General features: G+C 63.5%; 18 protein-coding genes. 17 read left to right on the forward strand and 1 reads right to left on the reverse strand.

The genetic code is table 11. The annotated features are described in order from the left end of the window. Positions 1-135 precede the first annotated feature (135 nt). The 13 genes from LVE68_RS12210 (at position 136) to LVE68_RS12270 (ending at position 15,557) form a co-directional block, all read left to right on the forward strand. Positions 136-1,617: an NAD(P)H-hydrate dehydratase gene (locus LVE68_RS12210; RefSeq protein WP_232940683.1), complete on the forward strand. Its 1,482-nt coding sequence runs from the start codon at positions 136-138 to the stop codon at positions 1,615-1,617. Further along, on the forward strand, positions 1,617-2,099 hold the full coding sequence (gene tsaE / locus LVE68_RS12215) for a tRNA (adenosine(37)-N6)-threonylcarbamoyltransferase complex ATPase subunit type 1 TsaE (protein ID WP_232940684.1): 483 nt from the start codon (positions 1,617-1,619) through the stop codon (positions 2,097-2,099). Before LVE68_RS12210 ends, tsaE begins: the two co-directional genes overlap by 1 nt. Positions 2,100-2,297: 198 nt before the next feature. After that, positions 2,298-3,569: an N-acetylmuramoyl-L-alanine amidase gene (locus LVE68_RS12220; RefSeq protein WP_370636824.1), complete on the forward strand. Its 1,272-nt coding sequence runs from the start codon at positions 2,298-2,300 to the stop codon at positions 3,567-3,569. A 61-nt stretch (positions 3,570-3,630) separates the two neighbouring features. Beyond that, positions 3,631-5,508 carry a DNA mismatch repair endonuclease MutL gene (gene mutL, locus LVE68_RS12225; RefSeq protein ID WP_232940686.1) on the forward strand — a complete coding sequence of 626 codons (1,878 nt, stop codon included), beginning with the start codon at positions 3,631-3,633 and terminating at the stop codon, positions 5,506-5,508. A 69-nt stretch (positions 5,509-5,577) separates the two neighbouring features. Beyond that, positions 5,578-6,501, forward strand: a complete 924-nt coding sequence (gene miaA, locus LVE68_RS12230) for a tRNA (adenosine(37)-N6)-dimethylallyltransferase MiaA (RefSeq protein WP_233006713.1) — start codon at positions 5,578-5,580, stop codon at positions 6,499-6,501. Positions 6,502-6,685: 184 nt separating this feature from the next. Continuing rightward, positions 6,686-6,970: an RNA chaperone Hfq gene (hfq, locus tag LVE68_RS12235; protein WP_232940687.1), complete on the forward strand. Its 285-nt coding sequence runs from the start codon at positions 6,686-6,688 to the stop codon at positions 6,968-6,970. Between the two features lie 144 nt (positions 6,971-7,114). After that, positions 7,115-8,413, forward strand: a complete 1,299-nt coding sequence (gene hflX, locus LVE68_RS12240) for a ribosome rescue GTPase HflX (RefSeq protein ID WP_232940688.1) — start codon at positions 7,115-7,117, stop codon at positions 8,411-8,413. Positions 8,414-8,486: 73 nt separating this feature from the next. After that, the gene (hflK, locus tag LVE68_RS12245; protein WP_232940689.1) at positions 8,487-9,635 is read left to right on the forward strand and encodes an FtsH protease activity modulator HflK; all 1,149 of its coding nucleotides are present in this window, start codon (positions 8,487-8,489) and stop codon (positions 9,633-9,635) included. A gap of 12 nt (positions 9,636-9,647) precedes the next feature. Then, complete coding sequence (gene hflC / locus LVE68_RS12250; protein ID WP_232940690.1) at positions 9,648-10,526, forward strand: protease modulator HflC; 879 nt, start codon at positions 9,648-9,650, stop codon at positions 10,524-10,526. A 197-nt stretch (positions 10,527-10,723) separates the two neighbouring features. Beyond that, on the forward strand, positions 10,724-11,908 hold the full coding sequence (locus tag LVE68_RS12255) for an ATP phosphoribosyltransferase regulatory subunit (RefSeq protein WP_232940691.1): 1,185 nt from the start codon (positions 10,724-10,726) through the stop codon (positions 11,906-11,908). Between the two features lie 70 nt (positions 11,909-11,978). Next, on the forward strand, positions 11,979-13,301 hold the full coding sequence (locus tag LVE68_RS12260) for an adenylosuccinate synthase (protein WP_232940692.1): 1,323 nt from the start codon (positions 11,979-11,981) through the stop codon (positions 13,299-13,301). A gap of 225 nt (positions 13,302-13,526) precedes the next feature. Then, positions 13,527-14,195: a PAQR family membrane homeostasis protein TrhA gene (trhA, locus tag LVE68_RS12265; RefSeq protein WP_232940693.1), complete on the forward strand. Its 669-nt coding sequence runs from the start codon at positions 13,527-13,529 to the stop codon at positions 14,193-14,195. A 132-nt stretch (positions 14,196-14,327) separates the two neighbouring features. After that, positions 14,328-15,557: a lytic murein transglycosylase gene (locus LVE68_RS12270; RefSeq protein WP_232940694.1), complete on the forward strand. Its 1,230-nt coding sequence runs from the start codon at positions 14,328-14,330 to the stop codon at positions 15,555-15,557. 67 nt (positions 15,558-15,624) lie between these two features. On the opposite strand, the gene LVE68_RS12275 is transcribed toward LVE68_RS12270, so the two are convergent. Then, positions 15,625-16,641 (reverse strand): succinylglutamate desuccinylase/aspartoacylase family protein, encoded by a 1,017-nt coding sequence (locus tag LVE68_RS12275; protein WP_232940695.1) that lies wholly within the window; start codon positions 16,639-16,641, stop codon positions 15,625-15,627. 294 nt (positions 16,642-16,935) lie between these two features. Between LVE68_RS12275 and LVE68_RS12280 the strand changes: the two genes are divergently transcribed. The 4 genes from LVE68_RS12280 to LVE68_RS12295 all read left to right on the forward strand — a co-directional run bounded on the left by LVE68_RS12280 (position 16,936) and on the right by LVE68_RS12295 (position 23,594). Then, a complete protein-coding gene (locus LVE68_RS12280; protein ID WP_232940696.1) occupies positions 16,936-17,922 on the forward strand; it encodes an amidoligase family protein in 987 nt (328 codons plus the stop codon). Continuing rightward, on the forward strand, positions 17,895-18,560 hold the full coding sequence (locus tag LVE68_RS12285) for a gamma-glutamyl-gamma-aminobutyrate hydrolase family protein (RefSeq protein WP_232940697.1): 666 nt from the start codon (positions 17,895-17,897) through the stop codon (positions 18,558-18,560). The genes LVE68_RS12280 and LVE68_RS12285 overlap by 28 nt, the downstream gene beginning before the upstream one ends. Beyond that, complete coding sequence (locus LVE68_RS12290; RefSeq protein ID WP_232940698.1) at positions 18,557-18,988, forward strand: YqaA family protein; 432 nt, start codon at positions 18,557-18,559, stop codon at positions 18,986-18,988. The genes LVE68_RS12285 and LVE68_RS12290 overlap by 4 nt, the downstream gene beginning before the upstream one ends. A 301-nt stretch (positions 18,989-19,289) precedes the next feature. After that, positions 19,290-23,594, forward strand: coding sequence for a hypothetical protein (locus tag LVE68_RS12295; RefSeq protein ID WP_232940699.1), 4,305 nt, complete (start codon positions 19,290-19,292; stop codon positions 23,592-23,594). Positions 23,595-23,995 lie beyond the last annotated feature (401 nt).

Genomic DNA, 23,995 nt, shown 5'->3' on the forward strand with positions numbered 1-23,995 from the left:
TCGTGGGACAGGGGACAAATTATACGCCCGGAAAGGTATACTCCCGGGTATTCCGCAGGGCCGGGGAAGGCCCGGCGGCGGCTATTCTGCCACAGATTAAAAATTAACCACACTGGAGCCTCCCAGGGAAGCGCAATGGAAGTCCCACATCCCCTCTACAGCGCCGAGTCGGTCCGCGAGCTGGACCAGCGCACCATCGCCGCGCTCAAGATCCCGTCGATCACGTTGATGAAGCGGGCCGGCCGTGCCGCCTTCGCCCAGCTGCAGGCGCGCTGGCCCGAGGTGGGGCGTGTGCAGGTGTTCTGCGGTGGAGGCAACAACGGCGGCGACGGTTACGTGATTGCGGCCCTGGCGGCGCAGAAGCAGATCCCGGTGACTGTCTATGCATGCGTGGAACCGCAGAAACTGTCCGGCGATGCGCAGGAGGCCTTCCGCTACGCAGAACGCGAGGGCGTGCATATCGTGACCTCGCTGGCCGAGATGGACAGCGCCGACGCACATACCGTGATTGTCGATGCCCTGCTGGGCACGGGCTTTTCCGGTGCGGTGCGGGAGCATATGGCCCATGCCATCGAACGCATCAACAAGTCCCCGGCGCCGGTGCTGGCGGTGGATATGCCCTCCGGGGTGGAGTCTGACAGTGGGGCAGCCGGGACCGCGGTCCAGGCAGATATCACTGTAACCTTTATCGCGCGCAAGTTCGGCCTGTTCTGCGGCCGCGGTGCGGCGCTGAGCGGCGAGGTGGTGTTTGCCGGCCTGGGTGCGCCGGATTCGGTATATCGGGATATGCCCCTACTGGCGCAACGTTACGACGGCGCCAGTGTGCCACGGCTGCCAGAGCGCCCGGCGGATGCTTACAAGAACCAGTTCGGCCACGTGCTGGTGGTTGGGGGTGATCGCGGCTTCGGTGGCGCGGCGATGATGGCGGCGGAATCTGCAGCGCGCACCGGCGCCGGCCTGGTTTCCCTCGCCACCCGGCCCGAGCACCTGCCGGCGGCGCTGACGCGATGCCCTGAGGTGATGGCGCGCCCGGTGATTTCCGGGCAGGAGCTCGAGCCGCTGCTGGATGCTCCCAGCGTGATAGCGGTGGGCCCGGGGCTGGGTCGCGACCCCTGGGGCGAACAGCTGCTGGCGCGCGCTGCCCGCGCACAGGTGCCGGTGGTGCTGGATGCGGATGCCCTCAATATCCTCGCCGGTGGACGCGTGCTGGCGGGGCACCGGCGCGACGACTGGATTCTTACGCCCCATGTGGGTGAGGCGGCAAGGCTGCTGGGCTGGGAGACTTCCGAGGTGCTGGCTGACCCGCGCGGTGCCGCGCAGGCGATTCAGGAGAAGTTCAGCGGTGTGGTGATACTCAAGGGAGTGGGAACCCTGATTGCCCACGAGGGCGGGGTGGACCTGGTCAACAGCGGCAACCCGGGCATGGCCTCCGGGGGCATGGGCGACCTGCTTACCGGGATCGTCGCTGCGCTGGTTGGGCAGCACATGCCGCTGCCGAAGGCAGCGCAGCTGGCAGTGTGGCTCCATGGTGAGGCGGGTAACCGCGCAGCCACAGATGGCCAGCGCGGCCTGCTGGCCACCGACCTGCTGCCCTGGATAAGAAAACTGGTGGACTGATGGAACTGAACCGGCAGCTGGCTGACGAAGAGTCCACTGTGGCAGCGGGGGAGGCGCTGGGTCGCGCCTGCCTGGCAGTGGGGATGCCGGCCGGCATGACTGTGCACCTGCACGGCCAGCTGGGCGCGGGCAAGACGACATTCTGTCGGGGCGTGCTGCGGGCCTTCGGCCATCGCGGCGCAGTCAAAAGCCCCACCTATACGCTGGTGGAGCCCTATGAGCAGGGGCCGCAGCGGGTGTACCACTTCGACCTCTACCGCCTGGGCGACGCCGAGGAGCTGGAGTTTATGGGGGTGCGCGACTATTTTGCGCCCGATAGCCTGAGCCTGGTGGAATGGCCGGAGCGGGGTGAGGGTGTACTGCCGCCCGCGGACCTGGTGGTGGCACTGTCGGTGCCGCAACAGGGGCGGGCACTGCGCATGCATGCGCAATCCGGGCAGGGGGAGCGGGTGCTCAGGGCAATTGCTCCCCTGTTGGGATAAACTTACCGCCGACAGGGCAGGGACAAGCGGCAAGAATAACGTTAACAGGGCTGAACCATGAATCGAGTCTGGCGTCGACTTAGCGGCCCGGCCTGTGTGCGGGCAGCGGCACTTTTTCCTCGACATCTTTCACGGCTTCTCGCGCAGCATCGCGGTCAACAGCGTCTAACTTTGCCGGGGGCACTGGCCCTTATTGCAGTGCTGTTGCTCCCTGCCGGGGGGGCGCTGGCGACCGAAGTCCAGGGGGTACGCCTGTGGCGGGCCCCGGACCACACACGACTGGTATTCGACCTCAGCGGTCCCGCCGAGCACAAGCTGTTTACCCTGAATAACCCGCACCGGGTGGTGATCGATGTGGACGACACCCGCCTGGCGGCAGCGATTGAGGGGCTGGAGCTGGAAAACACGCCTATCGAGCAGGTGCGCCATGCCCGGCACAACAAGAAAGACCTGCGGGTGGTGCTGGACCTGAAGCAGGAAACCAAGCCGCGCAGTTTCGCCCTGCGACGCCTGGACGAAAAACCCGATCGCCTGGTGATTGACCTCTACGATCACGTCGTGCAGCAGGAGAAAACCGTGCTCGAGGTCAGCCGGGAGCGCGATATCGTGATCGCCATCGACGCCGGCCACGGCGGCGAGGACCCGGGCGCATCCGGTCCCGGTGGGCTGCGCGAGAAGGATGTGGTGCTGGCCATCAGCCGGCAGCTGCACAAGGCGATCGACAGTCGTCCCGGTTTCAGTGCCAAGCTGGTGCGCACCGGTGATTACTATATTCCACTGCGCGAGCGGGTGAACAAGGGGCGCAAGATGCGCGCCGACCTCTTCGTCTCCATTCATGCGGACGCCTTTACCCGCAAGGATGCCCGCGGCGCCGGTGTGTACGCGGTCTCCTCCCGCGGCGCCACCAGTGAAACCGCGCGCTTCCTGGCGCAGCGGGAAAACGAGTCCGACCTGATTGGCGGTGCCGGCAGCCTCAACCTGGGCGACAAGGACGACACCCTGGCTGGCGTGTTGCTGGACCTGTCGATGACGGCAACCATGAATGCCAGCCTCGATGTGGGCGCGAGTGTCCTGGCGCAGCTGGGCCAGGTGACCCACCTGCACAAGAAGCAGGTGGAGCAGGCCAATTTCTCGGTGCTGCGCTCGCCCGATGTGCCCTCGATCCTGGTGGAGACCGGCTTTATCACCAACCCCCATGAGGCTCGCCGGCTGCGTGACCCGTCATTCCAGCGCAGGCTGGCACAAAAACTCAGCGAAGGTATAGTGGCGCACTTCAGTAGCCGCCCGCCGGCGGGATCCTGGCTCGCCGCCAATGCCGGCCAGAACCGCAAACACACCATCGCCCGCGGGGATACCCTGTCGGCGATTGCCGCGCGCTACAACGTTTCGGTTACCGCGCTGAAAAAGGTCAACGGCATCAGCAATTCGGTGATCCGGGTGGGCCAGACGCTGAGGATTCCCTCGGGCTGAGGCCCGTCACATAAAAAGACCCCCGATACAGGAGCCTGTTCACAGGCCGTTATTCCCGTTTATGCACGACAAGATCCAGCAACTCTCCCCGCGCCTCGCCAACCAGATCGCCGCCGGCGAGGTAGTCGAGCGCCCCGCGTCCGTGATCAAGGAGTTGCTGGAGAACAGTCTCGATGCCGGCGCCACGCGCCTGGACGTGGAGATCGACAACGGCGGCATCAAGCGTATCAAGGTGCGGGACAACGGCAAGGGCATCGGCCAGGATGACCTGCCCATGGCCCTGGCCCGCCACGCCACCTCCAAGATCCATGCGCTGGAAGACCTGGAAGCGGTGGCTACGCTCGGTTTTCGCGGCGAGGCGCTCGCCAGTATCTCGTCAGTGGCGCGCCTGGCGTTGACCAGCAGCCGCGACGAGAGTGGCAAGGGCTGGCAGGTCAGTGCCGAGGGCCGCGACATGCAGGCGCAGGTGGCCCCCGCCGCGCACCCGCGTGGCACCACCGTCGATGTGCGCGACCTGTTCTTCAATACGCCCGCAAGGCGCAAGTTCCTGCGCACCGAGAAGACCGAGTTCAACCGGGTTGACGACACCATCAAGCGCCTGGCGCTGTCGCGGTTCGATGTCGCCATTACCCTGCGGCACAACGGCAAGGGGGTGCACAACCTGCGCGCCGGCAGTGGCCGGGTGGAAATGGAGCGCCGGGTATCGCAGGTCTGCGGCCCGGCCTTTATGCAGAATGCCCTGCACATCGACGTGGAGCGCAGTGGCCTGCGCCTGTGGGGCTGGGTGGCGGAGCCGGCCTTCTCGCGCTCGCAGGCCGACCTGCAGTTTTTCTACGTCAATGGGCGCGCCATTCGCGACAAGGTGGTCAGCCACGCAGTGCGGCGCGCCTTCGCCGACGTACTCTACCACGGCCGCCATCCCGCGTTTGTCCTGTACCTGGAGCTCGACCCGGCTTCGGTCGATGTCAATGTGCACCCCACCAAGCACGAGGTGCGCTTCCGCGACAGCCGCCTGGTGCACGATTTCCTCTTCGGCAGCCTGCACCGGGCGCTGGCTTCCGTGCGGCCGGGGGACCGGGACGACGCCAATGGCGGCGAGGCCCCCGCGGGCCAGCCGCTACAGCCATCGCCGGCGCCGGCGGTCGCGGGAGTGGCGGCGGGGGAGTTTGCCGGCCAGCAGCGTATGCCCCTGTCCTCCTCACCTTCGCCGGAGCGTTTGCAGGGCCAGATGCAGGGGTACGGGGCGCTGCACCAGCCCTATGCTGGTGGCGCCGCGGTGGCCGAGGCATCACCTGCCGCCCCGGCATCGCAGGGCTGGAATGCATCCCTGCCGGCTGAGGCCGATGACGCCGCGGCGCCCCCCCTGGGCTTTGCCCTGGCGCAGCTGCATGGCATTTATATCCTGGCGCAGAATGACCAGGGGCTGATTGTGGTGGATATGCATGCGGCCCACGAGCGTATCGTTTATGAACAGATGAAGACCGCCCATGCCGCCGGCGGTATCCAGGCACAGCCATTGCTGGTGCCGGTGAGCCTGGCGGTGAGCCAGCGCGAGGCGGATTGCTTTGAGGAGCGCAGTGAGGTCTTTACCGCGCTAGGCTTTGTTCTGCAGCGGGCGGGACCGGAGACCCTGCTGGTGCGGCAGGTACCCACCATGCTGCATGGCGCCGAGGTGGAGCAGCTGGTGCGGGACGTACTTTCTGACCTGCTGGCCCAGGGTGGCAGCGACCGGATCGGGGAGCGCATCAACGAGGTGCTGTCCACCATGGCCTGCCACGGCTCGGTGCGGGCCAATCGCAAGCTGACGGTGCCGGAGATGAACGCCCTGTTGCGGGATATGGAGCGCACCGAGCGCAGCGGGCAGTGCAACCACGGCCGCCCCACCTGGACCCAGGTGAAGCTGGGCGACATGGATAAGTGGTTTATGCGCGGCCAGTGAACCCGCGGCAAGGATGATGCAAGCTTGAAAAATGCCAACGGCGGCGACCTGCCGCCCGCCATTTTCCTGATGGGCCCGACGGCCTCGGGCAAGACCGACCTGGCCATGGCGATCGCCGACCGGTTGCCCGTGGAGCTGGTCAGCGTCGATTCGGCGCTGGTCTATCGCGGCCTGGATATCGGTTCGGCGAAGCCCGGTGCCGCCGAGCTGGCGCAATACCCCCACCGCCTGATCGATATCTGTGATCCGGCCGAATCCTATTCCGCCGGTGATTTCCGCCGCGATGCGCTGGCGGCCATGGATGAAATCACTGCCGCCGGGCGCATCCCTTTGCTGGTTGGCGGAACAATGCTGTATTTCCGTGCTCTATTGGAGGGAATGGCTGAACTGCCTGCGGCGGATCCGGCCGTGCGTGCCGAGATCGAGGCGCGGGCGGCGCGGGAGGGCTGGCCGGCACTGCACGCAGAGCTAGCCGGGGTGGACCCGGAACTGGCTGGCGAGCTGCATCCGAACCATTCGGTGCGAATCGAGCGGGGCCTGGAGGTTTACCGCCTTACCGGGCGGCCGCTGTCGGAGCTGCGGCGCGAGCAGGCTCGCGACCCGCTTACCGATCGCTACCGCGTGACCCAGCTGGCACTGCTGCCGCGGGACCGCGCGCTGTTGCACGAGCGCATAGAGCGACGCTTCCTGCGGATGCTGGAGCACGGGTTCGTGGATGAGGTGCGCGCCCTGCACGCGCGGGGCGACCTGCACGCGGACCTGCCGGCGATTCGCGCAGTGGGCTATCGGCAGGTATGGCAGTACCTGGCCGGTGAGCTGGATTACGACGAAATGGTCGCCGCGGGGATCGCCGCCACCCGGCAACTGGCCAAGCGCCAACTCACCTGGCTGCGGCGCTGGCCGGACCTGGCGCGGATTTACCTCCAGGCGCCGGATGGCACATTGCGCAAAAATGACGAAATCTTGGCGGAAGCCTTGAAATTTCTCGCATGAGCAGCCATAACGTGGGTGTGCCGTCCTCAGGTCGGTATTGATCAGTCAGTTATTATCACAGAGTCCGGCGATTTCCGGCTCATTTTGTACGCGTATTCAACCGTAACCGTTCTTTAGTTCGCGGCGTTCGCGAGCGCGATTATGGCCTGCATACGGCTTCCAGCTTTTGACAAGGAGAAAAAAGATGTCAAAAGGGCACAGCTTACAAGACCCTTACCTCAACGTTTTGCGCAAAGAGCGTATCCCGGTTTCCATCTATCTCGTAAATGGCATCAAGCTTCAGGGGCAAATTGAATCTTTTGACCAGTTCGTGGTGTTGCTCAAGAACACCGTGAGCCAGATGGTATACAAGCACGCCATCTCCACCGTAGTGCCGTCCCGTGCGGTGCGCGTGCCGCTGCTGAACCCGGCGGCCCAGGGTGGTGCTGAAGGTGCTGGTGAAGGTGGTGAGCGCGACAGCTTCGCCTGATCCCGCCCTGCCCGAAACGCAGTGAGTGCCCCGGCCCGCCGGGGCTTTTGCGGTTGGGGGGCGGCAATAGCCGTGCCCGCAACAAGCCTTTTCTGCCGTGGGGAGCGGTAACCGTGATTCCCCGGCAACAGTTGAGAATTCCCATTGTTTTTTGATCGACCGGAATCCGGTGAACTGGCGGTGCTGGTGCACCTGGAACTGTCAGCAGTCGACAGCCCCGAGGACCCGCGCGAATTCGAAGAGCTGGCCCTGTCCGCCGGTGCGGACCCGGTCACGTTCATTTTTGGCCAGCGCGCCAAGCCCGATCCCCGTACTTTTGTGGGGCGCGGCAAGCTGGAGGAAATCCAGCAGGCGGTCAAAGAGCACGGCGCCGAGCTGGTGATTTTTGACCACAACCTGTCGCCCAGCCAGGAGCGCAATGTCGAGCGTGAGCTTCGCTGCCGGGTGCTGGATCGCACCGGCCTGATCCTGGATATCTTTGCCCAGCGCGCCCGCACCCACGAGGGTAAGTTGCAGGTGGAGCTGGCACAGCTGCGGCATATGGCCACGCGGCTGGTGCGCGGCTGGACCCACCTGGAGCGCCAGAAGGGCGGTATCGGCTTGCGCGGGCCCGGTGAGACACAGCTGGAAACGGATCGCCGGCTGCTGCGGGCCCGTATCGACTCCATCGAGAAGCGCCTGGAAAAGGTACGCCGACAGCGCGACCAGGGGCGCCGCGCCCGCACCCGTGCCGAGGTGCCCACGGTATCCCTGGTAGGCTATACAAACGCGGGCAAGTCCACGTTATTCAACCGGCTGACCGATGCCGGCGTATATGTCAGGGACCAGCTGTTTGCGACGCTCGACCCCACCATGCGACGGGTTGAGCTGCCGAGCGTGGGTGGCATGATCCTGGCCGATACCGTGGGCTTTGTCTCGCACCTGCCGCACCGGCTGGTCGAGGCGTTCCGCGCCACCCTGGAAGAGGCGGCCAGTGCCACGCTGTTGCTGCACGTGGTGGATGCTGCTGCGGACGATCGCCTGCACCTGATGGAGGAGGTGCAGTTGGTACTCGAGGAAATTGACGCCGCTGACTTGCCGCAGCTGGTGGTGTACAACAAGATCGACCTGCTGGCGGCGAAAGAGCCCACCATCGATCGCGATGCCGACGGCGTGCCGCGGGCGGTGTGGGTGTCGGCGGTCACCGGGGCCGGGTGTGACCTGCTGGTGGAGGCCATTTCCGAACGCCTGGGCGAGCAGATGGTGCGGGGGCAGCTGCTGGTTGCCCCGCGCCACGGGCGCCTGCGGGCACAGCTGTACGAAATCAACGCGGTCAAGCACGAAGCCTACCGCGACAACGGCGACGTCGAGCTGGAGCTGGTATTGCCGCGGGGCGACCTGCAGCGATTACTGGCACCCTATGCCGATGCCGGCGACGGACCGCAGTGGCGGGCGTCGGAGTGACGGAAAACCGGTAGCGATCAATGCTAGAATCGCGCCGCAACGAACAAGATTCTCAGAGAGTTGGAGTAAGTCGATGGCCTGGAACGAGCCGGGTGGTAATAACAAGGACCCCTGGGGCGGCGGTGGAGGTAACAATCCCAACGGCGGCCCGCCGGACCTGGATGAGCTGCTGCGCAAGCTGCAGCGCAAGTTGAGCGGCATTTTCGGTGGCGGTGGCCCCGCCAGCGGCGGCGAGTCCGGCCGCTTCCCGTGGGCGCTGGTGGTGATTGTCGTGGCAGTCCTCTATGGTCTGCTGGGCTTCTACCAGGTCAACGCCAACGAGTCGGCCGTGATCATGCGCCTGGGCAAGTACCACGGCACCGAGATGTCGGGGCTGCACTGGAATCCGCCGCTGATCGACAGTGTCACCAAGGTGAACATGACCGAAGTGCGTACCGAGCGCACCACCGGCCAGATGCTCACCGAGGACGCCAACATCGTCGAGGTGGTGCTCACGGTCCAGTGGCATATCGATGACGCGGAGTCCTTTGTGCTGCGGGTGGCCGACCCCCTCAAAAGCCTGCAGGAAGCCACCGACAGCGCGCTTCGCCATGTGGTCGGCTCGGCGACGCTGAACGGGGTTATCTCGCAGAACCGGACCCAGGTCTCTGCCGACACCCAGCAGCGCCTGCAGGAGTACCTTGACCTCTACCAGACCGGTATCCGCGTCGACGTGGTCAACCTGACCGATGCCAAGGCGCCGCGCGAGGTGCAGGACGCCTTTGATGACGTGACCAAGGCCCGCGAGGACGAGGTGCGCTTCAAGAACGAGGCCCAGGCCTACGCCAACCAGGTGATCCCGGTGGCACGCGGTAGCGCCCAGCGCATGATCGAGGAGGCCGAGGCCTACAAGGCCCGCGTGGTCGAGCTGGCCCGGGGTGAGACAGTCCGCTTTGAAAAACTGCTGACCGAATACCAGCTGGCCCCGGCGGTGACCCGCGAGCGCCTGTACCTGGACACAGTGCAGGACGTGATGAGCAATACCTCCAAGGTGATGGTGGATGTCGAGGGCGGCAACAATATGATGTACCTGCCACTCGACAAGCTCGCCGAGGGCACTGCCAGTAATGCGGCCCAGCGCAAGGATACTTCCCCCCAGGTGATCGACGAGATCTACCAGCGTGTGGTGGAGCGCCTGCGCACCGAGGCTGCCAACAGCCGCCGCAATCGCGATGTACGGTAAGGGGGGAGAAGCATGAACAACAGAACTCTCGTAATCATCGCCGCGCTGCTGCTGGCAGTGCTGGCGATCTCCTCCAGTGCCTTCGTGGTCAAGGAGACCGAAAAGGCGGTGCTGCTGCGTTTCGGTGAACTGGTGCGGACCGACTATGAGCCGGGTCTTTATTTCAAGATTCCGCTGGTACATGAGCTGCGCAAGTTCGACGCGCGAATCCAGACGGTCGATTCACAGCCGGTGCGGATGCTCAACTCGGAAAACAAGTTCATGATGGTGGACTCCTATGCGAAGTTCCGCATCTTTGACGTGAGCCGTTTCTATGTCGCCACCCGCGGCGACGAACGCAACGCGGTGCGCCTGCTTTCCGAGCAGATCAATAACCGCCTGCGTAACCAGTTCGGTGTGCGCGACCTGCACGAGGTGGTGAGTGGCCAGCGTGATGAGCTGATGTCCGAAATCACCACGAACCTCAATGAGGTGGCGCAGACAAACCTGGGCGTGGAAGTGATTGACGTGCGGGTGAAGCGCATCGACCTGCCGCCGGAAGTGTCGGAATCCGTGTTCCAGCGGATGCGTGCCGGCCGGGAGCTGGAAGCCCGTGACCACCGCGCCAAGGGCCAGGAGGCCAGTGAGCGCATCCGCGCCAATGCGGACCGCCAGGTGGTGGAGATCGAGGCCGAGGCCGAGCGCAAGGCCGAGGAGCTGCGCGGTGAGGGGGATGCCACGGCAGCTTCCATTTACGCGGCCGCCTTCAGCAAGGACCCGGAGTTCTATCGCTTTACCCGCAGCCTCAAGGCCTACCGGGAGTCCTTCAACGATCGCGCGGATATGCTGTTGATCGAGCCGGACAGCCAGTTCTTCCGCTACCTCAAGGATGCCGAGGGGGAGAGGGACTGAGTCCCCCCTAACCGGCCGGTCAGGGCACATAATGCGGTGCCGGGGGGGCATGGTGCCCCCGGCCCGGTTGTTACCCCTACCTTCCGCCGGCCACTTGATGGTAAAATCATGCAAACCGGGCGTCGCCCGGTTTTTTTGTGGGCTGCCGGCCTGTCCGGCCGGTTCCCGTCGCTTCACAATCAGCGCCTGTTGCAATCATGACCCAACCAGATCGCTGGATGCTGCCGGAAGGCATCGCCGAAATCCTGCCCGCGGACGCCAAGTGCATCGAAACGTTGCGCCGTCGCCTGCTGGACCTCTATCACAGCTGGGGCTACGAACTGGTAATCCCGCCGATGGTGGAGTTTACCGATTCCCTGCTGATCGGCATGGGCCGCGATATCGACCTCAGCACCTTCAAGGTGACCGACCAGTTGTCCGGGCGCACCCTGGGCATTCGTGCGGATATCACTCCCCAGGCCGCGCGCATTGACGCTCACAGCTTCCCGCGTGCCGGCGCCAACCGGCTGTGCTATGCCGGCCAGGTGCTGCATACGCGCCCGCGCACAGCCATGGGCTCCCGGGCCCCGATCCAGATCGGTGCCGAACTCTATGGTGTCGACAGCCTGCAGGCCGATATCGAAGTCATCTCGCTGATGCTGGAAAGCCTGCTGGCCGCCGGGGTGGAGCAGATCCACCTGGACCTGGGTCATGTGGCAATCTACCGCAGCCTGGCGGCAGCCGCCGGCCTGGATGCCGAGCAGCAGGGCGAGCTGTTCGGGATGCTGCAGAGCAAGGCCAGCGCCGATATCCAGCAGTGGGTCGCCGACAATATTGGTGAAACCCGCATCGCCAGCTGGCTGTGTGCGCTGCCGGGCCTCGCCGGCGGCAATGACTGCCTGGCACGGGCGCGGGAGCTGTTCGACGAGGCGCCGCAGGCCCTGCGGGAGGCACTGGCGGACCTGCAGCAGGTGGCTGACGCCCTGGCGCAGCGCTACCCGGCAGTGGAGCTCTTCTTTGACCTGAGCGAAGTGCGTGGCTACGACTACGAAACCGGGCTGGTGTTCGCCGCCTATACCCCGGGCCACGGCCAGGCTCTGGCAAATGGCGGCCGCTATAACGGTATCGGGTCGGTGTTCGGTCGCGAGCGTCCGGCCACCGGCTTCAGTACTGACCTGGTGGCCCTGAATACCCTCGGCCGCGATTCACTGGCGGAGCCCGGGGCAATCTTTGCCCCGCAGGTGGATGGCGAGTCCCTGTGGCGCAAGGTGGATGCCCTGCGCCGCGCGGGAGAGGTGGTGATTACCGCCATGCCCGATATCGGTGAGGGGGAGATCCTGGAACGTTGCGACCGTGAACTGGTTGAGCGCGATGGTGAATGGGTGGTGCAGCCGCGGGGCTGAACCGGACTAAGATTATTGAATTTGCAGCGGCGGCCGCTGCAGTATCACGTGGATTCAGAGATTTAGGCAAATGGGTAAGAACGTAGTAGTGCTGGGCACCCAGTGGGGCGACGAGGGCAAGGGCAAGATCGTCGACCTGCTGACCGAAAAGGTCTCCCTGGTGGTCCGCTTCCAGGGCGGGCACAACGCCGGCCACACCCTGGTCATCGACGGTGAAAAAACCGTCCTGCACCTGATTCCCTCGGGCATCCTGCGCCCCAGTGTCACCTGCCTGATCGGCAACGGCGTTGTGCTGTCGCCGGAAGCATTGCTGAAGGAAATGGCCGAGCTGGAGGACAAGAGCGTGCCGGTGCGTGAGCGCCTGCGCCTGTCCCCGGCCTGCCCGCTGATCCTGCCGGTGCATGTGGCCCTCGACCAGGCCCGGGAAAAGGCACGCGGCGATAACCCCATCGGTACCACCGGGCGCGGCATCGGCCCGGCCTATGAGGACAAGGTGGCCCGCCGCGGCCTGCGCCTGGGCGACCTGTGCAACTGGGATTACTTCTGCGAACAGCTGAAAGAACTGCTGGAATACCACAACTTTGCCCTGACGCAGTATTACAAGGTGGACCCGGTCAGTTATGACGACATGGTGGCGGAGGCGAAGGTGTGGCGCGACCAGCTGGTGCCGATGATCACCGACGTGGCCGACTGGCTGCACTGCGCCCGCGAGCGCGGTGAGCACATCCTGTTTGAGGGGGCCCAGGGCTCCCTGCTGGATATCGACCACGGTACCTATCCGTTCGTGACCTCATCCAACACCACCGCCGGGGGCACCGCCACCGGCTCCGGTTTCGGCCCGCTCTACCTGGACTATGTACTGGGTATCACCAAGGCCTATACCACCCGCGTCGGCGGCGGTCCTTTCCCCACCGAGCTGGGCTGCGACGTCGGCCGCCACCTGGGCGAGAAGGGCCACGAGTTTGGCGCCACCACCGGGCGCCAGCGTCGCACCGGCTGGTTCGACGCCGTGGCGGTGCGCCATGCCATCCGCATCAACAGTATTTCCGGCCTGTGCTTGACCAAGCTGGATGTGCTCGATGGCCTGGACGAGGTGAAGATCTGCACCGGCTACCGCAACAGCGCCGGTGAGGAAGTGCCGGTACCCTTCGACGCCGCTGGCTGGGAGGGAGTCGAGCCGGTATATGAGAGCCTGCCCGGCTGGAGTGATACCACCTTTGGCGTCCGCCGCGAGGCTGACCTGCCCGCCAATGCGCGTGCCTATATTGCCCGTATCGAGGAACTGGTGGGTGCGCCGATCGACATCGTCTCCACCGGCCCGGATCGCAGCGAGACCATCGTGCGTGAAACCTCGGCCCTGTGCGAGATGGGTATCCACAACCCCAGCGTCTGAGCCGCCGGGATCGATAGCCAGCGCGGCCGGGAGCCTGCCCGGTCGCGTTGCCGGAGCCCCCGGCCGGGGGCTCACGTTGACCAATTCCTCCTGCCTGTATTGTGAACAGCCGGTCCGTCATGGCCCTTGCTTTCCTCCCCATCTCTGTTGATGATGGAACCCGTTTTCAGAATTTGGTCACATTCCTGTGCCATACTCCAGACTCATGATTTTCCGGGGTAGTCCATGTCATCCAGTACCGCCGTCTCGCGCTACAGTCTCGCCGAGGAAATCGCCAACAGCGTCACCCACGGCATCGGCGCACTGCTCGCCATTGCCGGGCTGGGCATACTGTGCGGGTTCGCCGCGGTCTATGGGGATGCCTGGCATATTGTCAGCTGCAGCATCTACGCTGCCACGCTGATTCTCTGTTTCGGTGCCTCGACCCTCTATCACAGTGTCACCCACGAGCGCGCCAAGGGCGTCCTGCGCACCATTGACCATGCCTCCATCTTCCTGCTGATCGCCGGCAGCTACACGCCTTTTACCCTGGTTACCCTGCGCGAGGCTTCCTCGCCCGCGGGCTCCTGGGGCTGGTGGCTGTTCGGGATTATCTGGGGGCTTGCCCTGGCGGGGCTGGTGATCCAGTTTACGCCGCTGAAAAAGGTGCGTGCCCTGTCGATTACCCTCAGTGCCCTGATGGGGTGGGTGGTGGTGGTGGCGGCCAAGCCACTGCTGGATAACCTGGCACCCGGTGGCCTGTGGCTGCTGCTGATCGGCGGCCTCTGTTATACCGGGGGTATCGCCTTCTACCTCTGGCGCAGCCTGCGCTTTCACCATGCCATCTGGCACCTGTTCGTACTGGCCGGCGGTATCCTGCATTTCTTTGCGGTGCTGATTTACGTTATCCCCTGATTCCGGCGGGCCGTGGGTGACGACGGGGTTGGCGCCAGTGCTTGACCGGCGTCACGCTCTACACGATTCGACTTTCAGTTTGCCGTCGCCGGCTCTACCCTATGGCGAGCACTGACTGTCGAAGGAGTTTGCATGTCCAGTCTGCCCGTATTGCGGCCCGCACTGTCCCAATGGCTCACCCGTGCGGGGCTTGCCCTGTGCCTGGTTTTCTCCACACCACTGTTGGCCGCTGATGCGGGCTTCCAGCAATGGGTGAAGGAATTTCGCCAGACCGCCCTGAATAACGGTATTTCCCCGGAAGTGTTCGATCGCGCCTTTGAGGGCATTGATTCTCCGGATCAGTGGGTACTGGACAAGGCCAGCTACCAGCCGGAGTTCAAGGCGCCGGTGTGGCAGTACTTTGACAACCGGGTGCAGAAGCGCGCGATCCGCATGGGCCGTGCCAAGAAAGAAGAGCTGCAACCCTGGCTGGACAAGATAAAACAGCGCTATGGGGTCAATCCCAATATCCTGCTGGCGATCTGGTCGATTGAATCGAGCTTCGGTGCCATCCTCGATAATGACAGGGTAATCCGCAATGTGGTGCGGTCGCTGGCAACCCTGGCCTATGCGGATCCCAAGCGCAGCAAGTTCGGTCGCCAGCAGCTGCTGGCGGCGCTGAAAATCCTCGAGAGTGGCGACGTCGACGAGAAGCACCTGGTGGGTTCCTGGGCCGGCGCCATGGGGCATACCCAGTTTATCCCCACCAGCTACCAGGCCTATGCGGTGGATATCGACGGCGATGGCAAGCGCGACATCTGGAACTCCGTACCGGATGCCCTGGCCACGGCCGCCAGCCTGCTCTCCAGTAACGGCTGGCGCCGCGGGGAGACCTGGGGTTATGAGGTGACGATCCCCGAGCGCAAGCTGCCTGCCGGCAAGCTGCCGCTGCGCAAGTGGGAGCAGCTCGGCGTCAAGCGGGTCAATGGCAAGCCGTTCCCGCGCCCGGATGATATTGCCGAATTGAAGCTTCCCGCCGGTCGCGAAGGCCCGGCTTTCCTGATGCTGAAAAACTTCTTTGTGCTCAAGCGCTATAACAACTCCGATCGCTATGCCACGGCGGTGGGCCTGCTGGCGGACCAGATCGGCGGCGGCAAGGGACTGGTCAAGGACTGGCCGCGCCCGTTTACCCCGCTGGACCCGGCCCAGGTGGAGGAAATGCAAAAACTGCTGAAGGCCCGCGGCTATTACGAGGGTGAGATCGACGGCAAGGCCGGCTCGGGTACCCGCAAGGCGGTGCAGCAGTTTGAGAAGGAGATCGGTGTTGAGGTCCAGGGCTACCCGAGCAAGGAGGTGCTGGAAGCCCTGCGCGAGCGCCAGTAATAGTGAAAACCCCTGTTTAATCCAAACAGTGCCGGGCTTCAGCCCGGCACTGTTGTTTCAGGGCCGCTCAAAAGTTCTCATCCGGCAGCAGGCTGTCCTGTAACAGTTCCAGGTTCTCGGCCACTTCCTGGGGTTCATGGAAGTAGGCAATATGGAACATGGCATCGCCTTCCTGCACCAGCGGGAGGTTCTGGCGCCCGATCACAATGCCATCGGCATTACAGGGTACCCGGTCGATCTCCTCGCCGAACAGGTCGGAGATGGAAGCCAGCGCCTCACCTTTCAGTACATGGTCACCCAGGTCCTTGCGATAGTTAACTATGCCGCTGCCGGTGGCCCGCAACCAGCCACTGCGCCTGGCCACAAAGGGTTCGATATTGCCCTTTTTCTTCACTCGCGGCAGCATTTCCAGGTGACGCATGACATTGATGATGCCCTTGTGGCCCGCCCGTACGCAGAACTCGTCAAAACGCAGGGCCTCGCCGGCCTCGTAGAGCAGGATACGCACGCCCAGGTCGGCTGCCGCCTGGCGCAGGGAGCCGTCGCGCAGGGTGCTGTTCAGCAGCACGGGCACACCGAAGGCGCGGGCCATGTCACGGGTGGGCTGGTCGTCGAGGTTGGCGCGAATCTGCGGCAGGTTGCTGCGGTGGATGGCGCCGGTATGCAGGTCGATACCGTAGTCGCACTTGGAGACAATTTCCTCCAGGAACACATGGGCCATACGCGCAGCCAGTGAACCCTTGTCGGAACCGGGGAAGGAGCGGTTCAGGTCGCGCCGGTCCGGCAGGTAGCGGGACTGCTCCAGAACCCCATACACATTGACTACCGGTACCGCGATCAGGGTGCCGCGCAGGTTCTTGAGGCTGCGACTGCCAATAAGTCGGCTGATGATTTCGATACCGTTCAGTTCATCGCCGTGAATGGCGGCACAGACGAACATGGTTGGACCCGGTTTCTTGCCGCGCTTGACGTAAACCGGGATCGCCATGTCTGTGCCGGTATAAAGCCGGACAATCGGCAGTTCGATGCGGCGGGTTTCCCCCCGGGCAACCTCGACACCGCCAATAGAAAACTTTTCTGCCATTGCTCCCTTCCTGGCTGCTGCTGGCACTCATTGTAGGTGCAATAGGGTCGGGAAAGCGATGGCCATGATTTCTGCGCCTGGCAGGCCGGGAGTCATCCTTCCGACAGGGCTATTCCGCGGGACAGAAGTACCGGTGACAGGGGCTGGTGGTGGCAGCCTTTGGGCACACGGTAACCGCAGTTTTGCGAACAGGTAACAGGTGTATGATCGGGGCAGCCGCCGGCAGCGGATTGCCGTCCGTGTTAGGGTAGGCAATCTGGCGCAACGATTGGAAATTTGCCTGGGGGAATAACCGTGGCTATTAAAGAATCCGGTTTTGCCATGCCGCCGTTGCTCGACACCAAATCCGGCGAGCGCCGCCGGGTGGGTTTTGAGCTCGAGTTCTCCGGTGTGACGCTGAAGCAGGCCGGTGAAGCGGTACAGTCGGCGCTGGGTGGGGAATTACACTCCGATTCCGTGGCCGAGCTGTCGCTGCACAACGAGCTGGGCCGCTTCAACATCGAAATCGACTGGGACTTCCTCAAGCGCGAGGCCGCCGAAGCGGGGGCCGAGGAGGGTGGCGACGGCTGGCTGGAGTTGCTCAGCCAGGCGGCGTCCCTGGTGGTCCCGATTGAGGTGGTCTGCCCGCCATTGTCCCTCGATCGGCTAAAGGATCTGGAGCCGCTGGCCCCGGCATTGCGCGAGGCCGGTGCGAGGGGTACCGAGGATTCGCTGATCGCCGCTTACGGGGTGCATATCAATGCCGAAATCCCGCAACTGAATGCCGAGACGCTCGACGCTTACCTGCGCGCATTCGCCCTGCTGCAGTGGTGGCTGGTGCAGGCGCATCGGGTGGATATCGCCCGGCGTGTCAGTCCCTATATCGACCTCTACCCGGAAACCTATATCCGCCTGTTGCTGGAGCGGGAAAAACCCACCCTGGACAACGTCTTCCGCGATTACCTGCAGCACAATGCGACTCGCAACCGCGCCCTGGACCTGTTGCCACTGCTGGCGGAAATTGACGAGGCGCGTGTGCGCCGGGCCGTGGACGACCCCCGCATCAAGCCGCGCCCGGCTTTTCACTACCGCCTGCCCAACTGCCAGATTGAAAAGCCGGGCTGGTCGCTGGCCTCCAGCTGGAATACCTGGTGCGTGGTAGAGGCCCTGGCAGCGCGACCGGAATGGCTGGCAGAACTGGGCGAGGCATACCTGGCGCGGAGCCAGCCCCTGCTGGGCGTGAACCGTGGAAACTGGACTGAGTTTATGTCGGTATGGCTGAGCGACCACGGATTGGTGTAACCGGCACGGCCAGCCGCTGGTCGCCGGGCTGGTGGTGTACGGCCGCTGCGCTGCGACTGGCGGGCGCGACACCGGAGCGTATCAGCGTCCGCCATAAGCCCACGGGCCGCCCCCTGCAGGGGCTGGTCATTGGTGGTGGCGACGATATCAGCCCGGAACACTATCACGGGGACCTGCGGGAAAAAGTGAAATCCGACCCCGAGCGCGACCTGCTGGAAATTCACTGGATTGAATATGCCCTCAAGCATGGCCTGCCACTGCTGGGTATCTGTCGCGGCGCCCAGCTGATCAATGTGGTGCTCGGTGGCGACCTGCACCTGGATATCCGGCCATTGCGGCGGAAAACCTACAACCGTCCCGGGCTGCTGCCCACCAAGCAGGTGTTCCTCACAGAGGGATCGGCATTGTCGCGCCTGGCCTCACGCAAAAAGTTACGGGTCAACAGCCTGCACCACCAGGCAATCAACCGGCTGGGCTGGGGCCTGCGAATCGTCGGTGAGGACCTCGACCATTTCACCCAGGCCGTGGAGAGTGCCTCGGGGCAGCCCATCATCGGTGTCCAGTGGCACCCTGAGTACCTGTTCTACCTGCCCTCCCAGTTCGGGCTGTTTCGCTGGTTGCGGAGATGTGCCGGGTGATAGTCGAGTACCTGATCCTTTTCTCCTCTGCTTTTCTCGCCGCGACCATCCTGCCTTTTTACTCTGAGGTGGTACTGTTCGCGCTGTTGCGGGAAGGTGGTGACCCGGCACTGCTGGTGGCGGTGGCAACACTGGGGAACACCCTCGGTGCCGTGGTGAACTGGGTGCTGGGGCGCTACCTGCTGCATTTCCAGGACCGGCGCTGGTTTTATTTCTCCCGCAAGCAGATCAGCCGTGCCCAGGAGTGGTTCCAGCGCTATGGTTTCTGGTCCCTTTTGCTGGCCTGGATGCCGGTGGGCGGTGATGCCCTCACCCTGATCGCCGGCATCATGCGCGTGCGCCTGTGGCTATTCGTACTGCTGGTGGGGATCGGCAAATGTTTGCGTTATATCTCTGTGGTGTACCTGCAGCAATGGTCGGCCTGGTAGTTCCGTAGCGGCACTAGTCGAAAATAATCGCTTAAGCCCCCTGTGCCCTGCCGGGGCAGGGCACCCTTCACCATTGTCTCTTCCCGTATTGCTTTGTACCGGACGCTGTCACCGCAGCAGGCGCTAGCGGGGCCCGGGGCGCTGGACTAGGCTGGGACTGCATACCAACTATTGTGTAGATGTGCCCGGGCGTTCGCTGTGACAGGCCTGGGATCCTGGGATTACCCTCTCTTGTCGGGCTGGGGACATGGCGGCGGACAAGCAAAGTGAGACAAACGGCGGAGCCGCGAGTAAGCGGCAGGTGCGTGGGTGGCTGATATTACTGGCCCTGGCGTCGCTGGCATCGCTCTACTTTTACATCCGCTACCAGGAGCAGCAGGAGGTCTTTACCAATACCTACTACTTCCGCACCCTGCAGGAAGTCGCCGCAGAACTGGATACACGCCTTGAGCAGCTCTACAACGTAAACTGGTGGGGCGAGAGCGACGTCAAGATAGTTTCTATTTTCCCGACGTATAAACCGGCCTCTGACGCGGATTGCCTCGGGGTCAGGGAAGTAGTGCGAAAAGGGGAGCAGAAGGCCCACGATTCCGTCTTTACCCTGAAGGGAAGCCATGTCATCGGCTGTCTCGGTTCCGGCAGGGGTTACGAGGTTTCCATCAGTGATGTGCTTCCTGATCCGGGCGGCGACTTTGTCCTCTACCTGCTCGCCGATGCGGGTGGCAGGGTTCTCGGCAGCACTGGCGGGGCCTCAGGTCTTTCGATCATCGATACGCGCGCGATCAGTCGTGAAATCCAGGCGCAGGGAGGACAGAGTTGGCTGGGATTGGTCTCGAAGAAAGAGGGCCCCGAGATCGACGAAAGGAAAGAGTTGCCAGGGCACAGCTATTACGTGGATATGGTACTGAGTTCCGGGGCGTCGCGGGTATATATCCAGCCATACCGCCTGCGCTCGGGAGTCGATTTACTGATTCCGCGGAGCGATGGAGAGAATGGGGAGGGGTTCGCGCCATCAGACCACCTGTACCTGATAGGGGTGCTGCCCGACCGGTTGCTGGACCTGAAGGAGGACAAGCGCTGGAATCTCAGCCTGCTGCTGCTCTCAATCATGTTCCTGGCTTCCTGCTGGACCGTCGCGCGGCTGGTGATGATGTCCCGCAACGAACCGCTGGGTACGTTTTTTTACTGCGCCACCTTTGCGGGTACTTTTGTTGTCTTCATTATGGTTGTGGCCCTGTGGCTCGCCTGGGGTGAGCGCGCCGCAGAGGTCGCCCGCAAACAGGCCAACGCAAGGGAATTGTTACAGGAGACCTCCGCGCGCCTGGAGAGCGAGCTCTACTGGCTGTTCCGCGACCTGGAGAGCTTCCACACCTATTACGCCCGGCTGTTGTCATCCGGGGTTCACCCAGAGGCAGGCACGAAACCTGAAGGCACGCCCGGCGCTGCGGGCGAGCTACGGGATCCCGGGTTACTGGTGCTGCCAGGGGGGAATGTTAATTGCCGCCAGGTTGAGGCAGTGACCCTAGGAGACGGGAGCGGCTATGAACGACCCGAGGAAGCTGAAAAGGAATGGACCCTCAGTCCTGATGAGGTTGCGGTTGCACGCAGTATCACCGACAAGCGTTCTGAGGGGCTGCTGCCATTTTCCCAGGTTTACCTGTTTGGTTGTGGTGCGCGACTTGTCACGCCAGGCGAGGTCGGCGAGAGGTTCGATAGCAGCCAGATGGCTGCACAACGCGGACCCAAGTTGATCAATGTCTTCCTGATGAACCAGAGCGGCGACCGGGTGTTGCCGACCTTCCAGTTTGTCGAAAGCAACAAAACACCGATCAGTTATCCACTTGGGCACCGGGATTATTTTCGCGAAGTGCGCGCGGGTACAGGCTGGCACGGGGTTTTCGCGCGCGGTAGCGGGCCTGCGCCGGTCAGTGGATGCTGGGCCACTTGCGCCGACCCGGAGCATGGCATCGACGAAGGGGATACCCGCAGTATCCACAATTTTTATATCCAGCGCCTGTTGAACTTCAGCAGCGGAACTCGCGGCACCACGGTCGGTATGCCGCTGGCTAAAGAAGGGGTAGGGGCGGCAGATGGTGCCGACTGGCCGCCCGGCGACTATATCCTCGGGTCCGATATCCTGTTGCCCTCGATGACGCTCAATGAGTGGCACGAGCCGCAAAAATTGCAGGACCTGGTGTTGATGGTGGTGGATCGCTCCACAGGTGACGTCCTGTTTCATATGGATCACCGACGGACCATGGTGGAGAACCTGTTTCACTCGGGGCAGGGAACGGTAGCAATCAGTCAGGTGATTCGCTCGGGCCTGTATCGCAACCGGGCGGTGCCCGGGTTTTACCGCGGCATCTCGGGTGATTTTATTGCCGGGCGGTTGCCGCTGGAGCAATGGGTGGCTGTGGCGTTTATTCCCGACGATGGTACCGACAGCCTGATGACGAATTTCTTCCTGTCGATGACGGCGGGGATGGGACTTTCGCTGCTGCTGGTGACCGCACTGCTATACGCACTGCCCGCCATTTTTGGGGATCCCAAAGCGCGGCTGGGTATCCCGCTGGCGATCAACCGCCATAACACACTGTTGTTTACTTCAATCCTGATTGCCAGCCTCTACCTGGGTTTCCGCATGGGCTCGGTGATACTGGGGGAGCTCGGCGAGGGCCCTGTATCGACGGCGGCCCCGGTATGGGCGCCCGTTATCGCACTGTTGCTGGTGCTGGCCTGGGGGTGCTGTCGCTATTTCCACATGCGGCGCGTCTCCGGTGGTGATGCAGGGCTGGCACCGGACCGCGGGCTGCTGGTCCTGCTGACGCTGTATTTCCTGTTTGGCCTGGCGATTATTGGCCAGCTGCAGCGTGTCGGAAATACACCGGTTTCGGCGATGCACTGGTACTTTTCCAGCAAGCTCTACCCGGCACGTCTCAACCAGGAGCTGGCCGAACTGGAAACGATCGCGCTGACCCGTTACCCCAATACTATCAAGCGATTTGCTGCTGATCCGCTGGACCTGTTACCGATCAGCCCGCGCTGGCGGACGGCGCTGGCCTGCACCCGCGACGGCAAGCCTTCGAACCAGCGGCATCGGCTGCCGGCAGAAATCGGCACCTTTAGCCAGCTCACAGCCACCACTGGGGTGGCGAACTGGCTTCGACGCTATGTGCTCGGATGGACCAATGACGGTCGCTGGCGGGCAGGCCACGCGCCCGATCCGTGCGACGATGTTGGGAAAGTCGACAGCCCTGGCGGTGGGCAGGCAGAACTCCCCGATGCCAGCCCTGCTGGTGACGGCACATTACAGCTGGCTGGCCACATGGCGTTGTATGTTGTCCTGCAGGTGCTGGTATTCCTGGTGATCTGCCGTCTCTGGCTGATGTTCTACCGGCGTGTTATTACTCCCAGGATGTTTGGTACGCCGGATTTCCTTGTGCACCTGAAGCAGCTCTCAGGACCGGGCGGGCGCCTGCGCGGCGTTCGGCCGGCACCAGGACTGGTTGTGGATTTGTGTGATAAGGAAGTCACGGGTATCGGCCTGGATATGCTGGTGCACCAGGCCGGCCAGGACAATGGTCCCGCCACGCCGGTACTGGACCTGCTGCTGGCCCACTGCCCGGCGCTGCGTACCAGCAGTGAGGATGAAGAGCAGTTTCCCGAGGTGCGTGTCCGGCTCAATGGGATGGGTTCCCGGGGCGGGGCACCGGTCGCCGGCAAGGCGCCAGCAATCTGCCTGGAAAATATCGAGACCTGCCTCGCTACCCCGCCGGGGCGCGCGCGGTTGCTGCAGTTGGTCCGGCAGTTAAAGTCCATGCAGCTGTCAGGACGTTTGTCGGAACTGCGCCTGTGCCTGGAGAGCCAGTGCTTCGAGACCTTGTTGCTCAATGCCCATGCGCCGGCGCCCGGACGCAGCTGGCCCGATGCGCAGGAGCGGGCAGCCTGGGCCGAGTTGCTGATGGACTTTACCGTCGACTTGCCGCAGGCGCTGGTGGAGCGCGCAGATCCGGCTTTTGTGATTGAGGAGTGCCGGGGTGGCCGGTTGCTGCGCTACCTGATCCCTGAACTTGCCGAGCACGCGCGCGGGTCAAGCGGTCGCCTGCGACAGGGCTGGCGCACCCTGCTGGACCGGCACAAGACTGGGCCGGAGTGGGCCTCGATTCTGTGTATCCTGCTAAAGGCCGGCGCCCGTTTCCGCTACCAGTGGGAAGCCTGCTCAAGTGAAGAGAAGCTGGCCCTGTACTACCTTGCGCGCGGCAAGCGCATCAATCCCGCAAACACCCAGGTACTTGAACAGCTGGCGATACAGGGCCTGGTGCGCATCGAAAACGGCCGCGTGCAGATCGTGAACAACAGCTTTGCCTACTTTGTCCTGAACGCCGAGGATCTGGAGTCCATGCGCCAGTTGCTGGAGAGCGGTCACCAGGGCGCCTGGCTCACTTACCGGTTGCCGGTGACGCTGGTGATCCTGCTGCTGGTTGGGGCAATCGCCATCAGCTCGGGGAACTCGATTTACCTGATAGTGGCCACAGTGATGGGATTGCTGGGTAGCATTGGCAGCCTGGTTGGCAGCGCGCGGATGATTCATGAGAACCTGCGCTAGCCACCGTACACACTTCGGGCAGGACTCTCTCGGCAGGGGTTGATCGCGGATTTTGCTGGCAGGTTCGTAAGAAGCTTCAACAGGCGGAATGCGATGCCTTGGCGTGGCTTTGTCGAGCAACCGGGCTGGTCCCATTATTGGCGACTCTATCCCAGTCGGCTGGCCAGCTGCAGCTGCCTGCTTCCGAGCTGAACTACTCCTATACAGGCCCGCGGCCGGAATACTGGTTGCCCGCACCAGGTAAAAAGCACGCAGTCTCCGCGCGGCGCACTGCAGGCGCCGAAGTTATTGCGTCGCCTCTTTTCATTCTGGGGTCCTGTTGCGCCACTCGTGCCGCCAGTGGTCCGGCTTGTCGCGCAACCCGGCAACCGACAGGCGGAAATATGCGAACATAACGCCAA

It is taken from the genome of Microbulbifer sp. YPW16 (genome assembly GCF_021290385.1).
Taxonomy (GTDB): Bacteria; Pseudomonadota; Gammaproteobacteria; order Pseudomonadales; family Cellvibrionaceae; genus Microbulbifer; species Microbulbifer zhoushanensis.

What these genes read in the sequence shown, in the direction of transcription:
- hflK (WP_232940689.1), top strand. Translation starts at nt 8,487, where the DNA reads ATGGCCTGGAACGAGCCGGGTGGTAATAACAAGGACCCCTGGGGCGGC.
- LVE68_RS12210 (WP_232940683.1), top strand. Translation starts at nt 136, where the DNA reads ATGGAAGTCCCACATCCCCTCTACAGCGCCGAGTCGGTCCGCGAGCTG.
- hfq (WP_232940687.1), top strand. Translation starts at nt 6,686, where the DNA reads ATGTCAAAAGGGCACAGCTTACAAGACCCTTACCTCAACGTTTTGCGC.
- LVE68_RS12270 (WP_232940694.1), top strand. Translation starts at nt 14,328, where the DNA reads ATGTCCAGTCTGCCCGTATTGCGGCCCGCACTGTCCCAATGGCTCACC.
- LVE68_RS12260 (WP_232940692.1), top strand. Translation starts at nt 11,979, where the DNA reads ATGGGTAAGAACGTAGTAGTGCTGGGCACCCAGTGGGGCGACGAGGGC.
- hflC (WP_232940690.1), top strand. Translation starts at nt 9,648, where the DNA reads ATGAACAACAGAACTCTCGTAATCATCGCCGCGCTGCTGCTGGCAGTG.
- miaA (WP_233006713.1), top strand. Translation starts at nt 5,578, where the DNA reads ATGGGCCCGACGGCCTCGGGCAAGACCGACCTGGCCATGGCGATCGCC.
- LVE68_RS12285 (WP_232940697.1), top strand. Translation starts at nt 17,895, where the DNA reads ATGGCTGAGCGACCACGGATTGGTGTAACCGGCACGGCCAGCCGCTGG.
- mutL (WP_232940686.1), top strand. Translation starts at nt 3,631, where the DNA reads ATGCACGACAAGATCCAGCAACTCTCCCCGCGCCTCGCCAACCAGATC.
- trhA (WP_232940693.1), top strand. Translation starts at nt 13,527, where the DNA reads ATGTCATCCAGTACCGCCGTCTCGCGCTACAGTCTCGCCGAGGAAATC.
- tsaE (WP_232940684.1), top strand. Translation starts at nt 1,617, where the DNA reads ATGGAACTGAACCGGCAGCTGGCTGACGAAGAGTCCACTGTGGCAGCG.
- LVE68_RS12255 (WP_232940691.1), top strand. Translation starts at nt 10,724, where the DNA reads ATGACCCAACCAGATCGCTGGATGCTGCCGGAAGGCATCGCCGAAATC.
- LVE68_RS12275 (WP_232940695.1), bottom strand. Translation starts at nt 16,641, where the DNA reads ATGGCAGAAAAGTTTTCTATTGGCGGTGTCGAGGTTGCCCGGGGGGAA.